Consider the following 5,850-nt stretch of genomic DNA (forward strand, 5'->3'; position numbering starts at 1 on the left):
GCGTTGAGTAGTGCTGGGCTCTGGCCTCGAGCTCGGCTCAGAAGCCCGGTCCATGAGCCGATGGCCAGCGCGGCGGCGTCCGCCGCGTCGGCCATTCGCTCGCGCGACGGCAAGCGCGCGTCCGTAGTCCACAGCGGCGCCGATCGCGAGGAGGATCGGGATAAGAGAAAGGGCAAAAAGGAGAGCGACGCTCCCCTTATGGTTCCGGGCGAAGTGCCGAATATAGAAATTCATTGCATACAATAGGGCGCCGCCTTTCCGTGTGTCGCGTCACTCTCCTTCAAGTGGCTGGGTACGGAAAACTTCTTACCGCGAGGTGTCTCTTTGTCAGAAATGTCGTAAAGGCTGAGAGTCGACGGTGGTCCGGTCACCCATCATCTCCAGCACGCGTACTCGCCAAGGCTGTGCTATAGTGCGGGTCGGAGCTTTGCTATGGGGGGTGACAATGGCAGCGACCAAGGAACTTACATCCGGCCAGAAAGCGGCACAGACGCGGAAACGCCGCGCAACGGCACTCAAAGCAGCGGCAACCCGCAAGCGTCGGGCCACCGCCGCCAAGGCTGCAGCCACACGTAAGAAGAATAAAGCCGCGGCCGCCCGCAAGTCCGCTCGTAAGACGACCGCCAAGCGGAAGCCCGCCGCACGCAAGTGAAGCGCCTGGGAAGAGTGGAAGGCTAACTCGCTTGGCGCAGATCCGAGGCGAGGCTCGTCAAGTAGGCCAGCAGAGTGGACTGCGGCTGCGGCTTGGACAGCAACTCACCTTGACCGGAGTCGCACCCCATGTCTGCTAGGCCCTTAAGCTCGCGCCTGGTCTCTATACCGCCGGCCGTCGTCTTGACGCCCGCCATTCGGCAGAACTCGATGATGATGCGAACGATATGCGCGCCCCTCTTGCTGGTCGTGAGTTCGCGGACAAAGGAGCGGTCTATCTTCACGCGTTCGAAATTGAAGTCCTTGAGGTAGGCCAGCCCCGCGTAGCTCGTGCCGAAATCGTCCAACGCAATTCTAACGCCTGCTTGGCGAAGGACCTCGACGACTTCGCAGGCTTCCTCGACGCGGGCTGCGAATGCGCCTTCTGCGATTTCAAGCTCGAGTCGATTAGGCGGGAAGTCGGACTGCGCAAGTATCCCAAGGATCTCTTGCGGCAACGTCGTATCCAGCACCATTTGCGGGGCAATGTTGAGGGAAATCACGAGCGACGCGGGCCAGCTCTGGGCATCCTCTATTGCTTGCCGCAGCAGGGCGCAGGTCATCCCACGAATATTCCCTGTCGACCCTGCTATGGGAAGGAAGACAGAGGGGGCGAGCAGGCCATGCTCGGGGTGATTCCAGCGTGCGAGCACTTCGCAGCCGGTGACGTCTCCGGTACGCAGGTCGAAGACCGGCTGGTACCACGGTAAAATGTCGCCCCGCTGAATCGCGAATTTGATCTGGTCTTCAAGCTCGACGCGCTGATGGAGCCGCTCATCGAGCTCCTTGCGGAAAGCGAAGACGCTCAGTTCGTTCTTCTTGGCTTCGTAAAGCGCCATGTCGGCGTGCCGTAGCGCCAGTTCCATCGGCTCAATTTCATTGGGTAGGCCGGCGGCTGTCGTGGGGTCCCAGGTGGTGATTCCGATGCTCACGCCGACCGGGAGCACCAGCGCGGCAAGCTTCACGGGCGTCGCTAGCTCATCCGCAAGATCGACCGCTATGTCGGACGCGTCCTGTGGCGCGGTATTGGGAAGGAGTACGCCAAACTCATCACCACCCATCCGTGCGGCCAAGCCGCGACGACCGAGCACTTTCTGGATTCTCTGCGCTGCGACGCGAAGAACTTCATCGCCGGCGCGGTGGCCATGAAGATCGTTGACGGACTTGAAGCTGTCGAGATCCATCAACATCAGTGATAGTGGCTTCGCGTCTCGATGTGATTGCGCAGCTCGGACACGAAGCGGCGCCGGTTGGGCAGTCCGGTGAGTTCATCCTCGTGGGCAATCCGGTAAGCTTGCTGTGCGGCCCGCCGTGCATCCGCGACACGACGTGCGGCGAAGACGGTGGCGCCGATGCCGAAGATCGCCAGACCAAGCGCCGCGGCAGGCTGCGAGCCATGTCCGAGATATTCGAGGTCGAGGTTGTCTGCCACCACGAAGGCAGCCAGGCCAAAAGCCCCTATGACCAAAATGTCATTGAGAATGCGACGTACGAACGTCGAAAACTTAGCCATGCCCTGCCCCTAGATCGCATGAGAATGAGCAAGATGGCAGAGGCGGCTTAAAATTGGCCAAAGGGAGTCCGGACAAGGTTACGTATTCCGCGTCGCTTGCTTAAAGAAGCCTTTAGTTGCTTGAGCGGATGTAAACGGTATGCAGACGCGAGACTTCGTGCTCAGTGCGAGCGAAAGAGACAGGCGAAATTGCGCACTACCGACGATGCGAAGACGCGCGGAACCACGGCTCGGCTTTAGGCGACGGAACCACTCCTTCATCTCGGCCGGCTTCGGTGGTGTGCTGAAGTAGTAGCGCTGGGCGAGGTCGCATCTGGCGCTAACCAGAAACTCCATCTGCTAGGTTCCGGAGGCGTCGGCTTCGGGAAGTGCTCTTTGTCACGTACTGATTGGGTCGCTTATCATCACGACCACGAGGGCCTTCAGGACTTTCGACTGGATCGATGCGCCCTCGCTCGCGAAAGCTAATTCGACTTCTTCTGGGTTCAACTCAATCGAAAGAGTGACGGGGCCCTTGGGCGGGATCACGTCGTAGCCATCGAAGTGGTTGTCCATGCCTTGGTCCCTTTCTTCGGAAGCAGTTAACACCCAGAGACGTTACCGAAGCTGGTCTGGGTTTGAGACAATTCGAACTAAGCCGGCGCGCCGTTGAATCCAAATGTCGCTCAGGCGTCGGCGTTGGCGCTTTGTCCGTCGTGCTTGCCAGTTCCACCCTCAAGCTCTGCCGCCGATTGCTCCCACATTTTGGCGAGAGCGAGCCAGCGGGAGCGCTCCACAGGATTTGTGGCGCAGCTCGCCAGGCGGCGGCACTCCGCAGCCTCCTCGCGGCAAACCTTAGTTTTGCGACGTTTCAAATTTCACCTTTCGGGGGTGGCTCGTCTGTTGCGGGTCCGAGATGTAGCGGCCCGGTACGGGTCCGCAGCTTTTGTGGAAGTGGCGTACCGGGCCTAACTGGTCCCAGTGGGGAGTAACCTGGGCCAGCTAAAGTGAGAACTATCGTCCGGCGGGCTCTGTTCCTGCTGCTCAACTGGACGCGGGCAGCAACTTCTTTAAGTAGTCTGTCGTATGGTTGCTCGAAGGAACGGCCGCCCAATGAATGAAGAGAAAGCTAGGCAGCTGCTTTTGGAGGAACTCTTTCGGCAGCGGAATGAGAAGTTCGTTCAGGTAGGGAAGCTTCCCATCGTCGGCATAGAACTCGGGCACGAGGTGTTCTTGGCTCTCGAGGCCGAAGGCTTGGTGGAGTTCGTGAGCCGGCCGATCCCCTGGCCCGCGTGGCGCGTCAGGTTGACGCCAAAGGGCTACGAAAAAAGCCGCTGGGGGTTCTCTTCGGCGCCGTAGCCCGCGAGGCGACGCAGCCTCCAGGCGGCCCAATAGCTAGGCAGCCTCGGGAGCCCTCAACTCGGAAGCCGACTGCCGCAGGATCTGGACCGACGACGTAACGAAGACGGCTGCCATGATCGCGGCGACGACAAGGTCGGGCCACCTCGTCGCGGTAAGCCACACGCCAGCTGCCGCGAGCATGACGGCGACGTTGCCGATGGCGTCGTTACGGGAGCAGAGCCATACCGATCTGACGTTGGCGTCTCCCTCCTTGTAGCGCATCAGGATCACGACGCTGGTGACGTTAGCGGCGAGCGCGAGGAACCCAACGACGCCCATGACTTCGGCTCGCGGGGCGCCGGCTACGAGGACGTGGTAGGCGGTTGGCCCCAACACCCAAAGTCCCATCGCGGCGAGGCTAACGCCCTTGACGACAGCCGCCCAGGCGCGAACCCGCGCAGCGGAACCGATTACGGCGAGTGTCACGCCGTAAGTTAAGCTGTCACCCGCGAAGTCCAGCGCGTCGGCCTGGAGCGCCCGCGAGCCAGCCAATGCACCGGCGCCCATCTCGACAAAAAACATCGCGGCGTTGATTGCGATGACCAACCAAAGCCGGCGCCTGTAATCCGGGGACAGCCCCTCGAACTGAGTTTCGTTTCCGCAGCAACTCACACCCATGCCCTAAACATAGGATGTCGGCGGGAAATGACCATGCTCCCCAAAGGCTAAAGAGAGCCCCACCACGGAAGCCGGGCGGGGCTAAGTGCAGAGGACCAGAGGTGGCCTCGCGGGGAGCGCCAAGGCCAACAGAAACATATCCGAGGAGAGAGCGGGGGAGAAGCCTAGCGGGGGAGACGCTTAGGTTCCAAGATTTGGTTTCTAGGCCGCGGAGAATCTACGCCGCCGCCTCGTAGAGGCTGAGCCGGTTTCGGCCTCTAGACTTCGCCTCCCCGAGGGCGTCGCCGGCTTCGCGGTACATCTCGCTGAAGACTTTTCGCTGTGGAGATACCGATATGCCTACGGAGATGCTGAAGTTGGACCCAACCACACGCATCCCCTCAGCGGTGACGCCGCGGATGATCGCCTGAGCGACTGCCTCCGCCTCCGCGGCGTCGCAATCGGGCGCGTAAATCACGAACTCGCTTCCAATCCTGGCGCAGTGGTCTCCCTCGCGGATGCCGCCGCGGATTGCTCCGGCGACCCTCGCGAGGACGACGTCGCCGGTGCCGTGACCGTAGAGGGAGTTGACGAGCTTTAGCCCGTCGACGTCCACCAGCAAGACGGCGCTCGTCACGACTGGTCTCGTCGTATCGTCGCGGATCGCCTCAGCGAGGCCGCGTCTATTGAGGAGGCCGGTCAAGCTATCTGTGATGGAGCGCCGGTGAAGCTCATCGACGCGTCGCCGCACTGCATCTCTGTAGAGAGTGACGAGCCAACCCGTCAGCAGTGCGACGAGGAAGGCGGCGCACAGAGAGTAAATCGCGATCGATCCGAAGCGCGACTCTCGAGCGAGGTAGTACTGCATATCGAAGTCAACGCCAACGAAGCCGCTGTGGCGCCCCTCGCGGTCGTAGATCGGCGCATGCGCGCTGAGGAAGGTGCCGTAGTCATCTTCCTCGAACGTCGGGGTCACGTATGTCTCACCTGACGCAAGCCGCGAAAGCCAGTCGTCGTCCTCCCGCGGCTCAAACTTCTCCATGTAGCCGGAGGCATCGAGCTCCCGCTTCGTGCGGAGGAGGGGCGAGGCAGCCGTGTCCACCACGAAGTAAGCTTCGCGCCCCTTGTCCACCATCGTGTAGAGGTAGTAGATATCGGGGTCCGCTGAGTGGAGGCGCACCAGGGGGGCCACAACCTCGGCGTAGAGTTCGTCGCTGTAGCTGCCGAGAAGCTTGCGGTGCAGGTCGCCGTCGACGGAAGCCGCCGCCAAATTGGCAACCTCAGCTACTTGCAGCCGAAGAGCATCAAACCTGGCCTGCTTCGATAGCCACTGCGGAACGGCAACCAAGGAAACGAGAACCGCAGCCATAGCCAAGCTGGCGAAGGCAAAGGTGACCCAATCGAAGCGGCGCTCGTCTCCGCTATTGGTCGACAGCAGCACAGACGTGCACCAAGAAAAGAAGGAGAGACGAACACATTCTAGTTACTACGCCTCTTTGTTGATCCGAGTGCTACATCAGTTTGATTATTTAAGTCTTAGCGGCTCGGGCACCGCGGGATACGGGTCCGCAGCTCTTGTGAGGTGGTGAGGGAGTAACCTAGGCCAGCTAAAGGCTCCGGCGGCTCCTGTTCCTACTGCGGCCGCCTGAGCGGGACGCGGGCAGCAACTT

8 protein-coding genes are annotated in these 5,850 nt (G+C 61.1%); 1 reads left to right on the forward strand and 7 read right to left on the reverse strand.

Features of this window, described 5'->3' with window-relative positions:
- The coding region (locus AUC71_RS22510; RefSeq protein ID WP_141701385.1) for a TadE/TadG family type IV pilus assembly protein at positions 1-234 on the reverse strand (234 nt) is incomplete at its 3' end.
- Positions 235-445: 211 nt separating this feature from the next.
- Here AUC71_RS22510 and AUC71_RS18420 point away from each other — a divergent pair.
- Positions 446-652, forward strand: a complete 207-nt coding sequence (locus AUC71_RS18420) for a hypothetical protein (RefSeq protein WP_141701386.1) — start codon at positions 446-448, stop codon at positions 650-652.
- A 22-nt stretch (positions 653-674) separates the two neighbouring features.
- On the opposite strand, the gene AUC71_RS02270 is transcribed toward AUC71_RS18420, so the two are convergent.
- The 6 genes from AUC71_RS02270 to AUC71_RS02295 all read right to left on the reverse strand — a co-directional run bounded on the left by AUC71_RS02270 (position 675) and on the right by AUC71_RS02295 (position 5,621).
- Positions 675-1,880 carry a putative bifunctional diguanylate cyclase/phosphodiesterase gene (locus AUC71_RS02270; RefSeq protein ID WP_069622966.1) on the reverse strand — a complete coding sequence of 402 codons (1,206 nt, stop codon included), beginning with the start codon at positions 1,878-1,880 and terminating at the stop codon, positions 675-677.
- Positions 1,880-2,203 (reverse strand): hypothetical protein, encoded by a 324-nt coding sequence (locus tag AUC71_RS02275; RefSeq protein WP_069622967.1) that lies wholly within the window; start codon positions 2,201-2,203, stop codon positions 1,880-1,882. Before AUC71_RS02275 ends, AUC71_RS02270 begins: the two co-directional genes overlap by 1 nt.
- A 378-nt stretch (positions 2,204-2,581) precedes the next feature.
- Complete coding sequence (locus AUC71_RS19120) at positions 2,582-2,758, reverse strand: hypothetical protein (RefSeq protein WP_158007669.1); 177 nt, start codon at positions 2,756-2,758, stop codon at positions 2,582-2,584.
- A gap of 468 nt (positions 2,759-3,226) precedes the next feature.
- A complete protein-coding gene (locus AUC71_RS20120; RefSeq protein WP_204376614.1) occupies positions 3,227-3,406 on the reverse strand; it encodes a hypothetical protein in 180 nt (59 codons plus the stop codon).
- A gap of 171 nt (positions 3,407-3,577) precedes the next feature.
- Positions 3,578-4,201: a cation efflux transmembrane domain-containing protein gene (locus AUC71_RS02290; RefSeq protein ID WP_069622970.1), complete on the reverse strand. Its 624-nt coding sequence runs from the start codon at positions 4,199-4,201 to the stop codon at positions 3,578-3,580.
- Between the two features lie 217 nt (positions 4,202-4,418).
- Positions 4,419-5,621, reverse strand: coding sequence for a GGDEF domain-containing protein (locus tag AUC71_RS02295; RefSeq protein ID WP_069622971.1), 1,203 nt, complete (start codon positions 5,619-5,621; stop codon positions 4,419-4,421).
- Positions 5,622-5,850 lie beyond the last annotated feature (229 nt).

Source organism: Methyloceanibacter marginalis, from assembly GCF_001723295.1.
GTDB lineage: Bacteria > Pseudomonadota > Alphaproteobacteria > Rhizobiales > Methyloligellaceae > Methyloceanibacter > Methyloceanibacter marginalis.

What these genes read in the sequence shown, in the direction of transcription:
- AUC71_RS02290 (WP_069622970.1), bottom strand. Translation starts at nt 4,201, where the DNA reads ATGGGTGTGAGTTGCTGCGGAAACGAAACTCAGTTCGAGGGGCTGTCC.
- AUC71_RS18420 (WP_141701386.1), top strand. Translation starts at nt 446, where the DNA reads ATGGCAGCGACCAAGGAACTTACATCCGGCCAGAAAGCGGCACAGACG.
- AUC71_RS02275 (WP_069622967.1), bottom strand. Translation starts at nt 2,203, where the DNA reads ATGGCTAAGTTTTCGACGTTCGTACGTCGCATTCTCAATGACATTTTG.
- AUC71_RS19120 (WP_158007669.1), bottom strand. Translation starts at nt 2,758, where the DNA reads ATGGACAACCACTTCGATGGCTACGACGTGATCCCGCCCAAGGGCCCC.
- AUC71_RS02270 (WP_069622966.1), bottom strand. Translation starts at nt 1,880, where the DNA reads ATGTTGATGGATCTCGACAGCTTCAAGTCCGTCAACGATCTTCATGGC.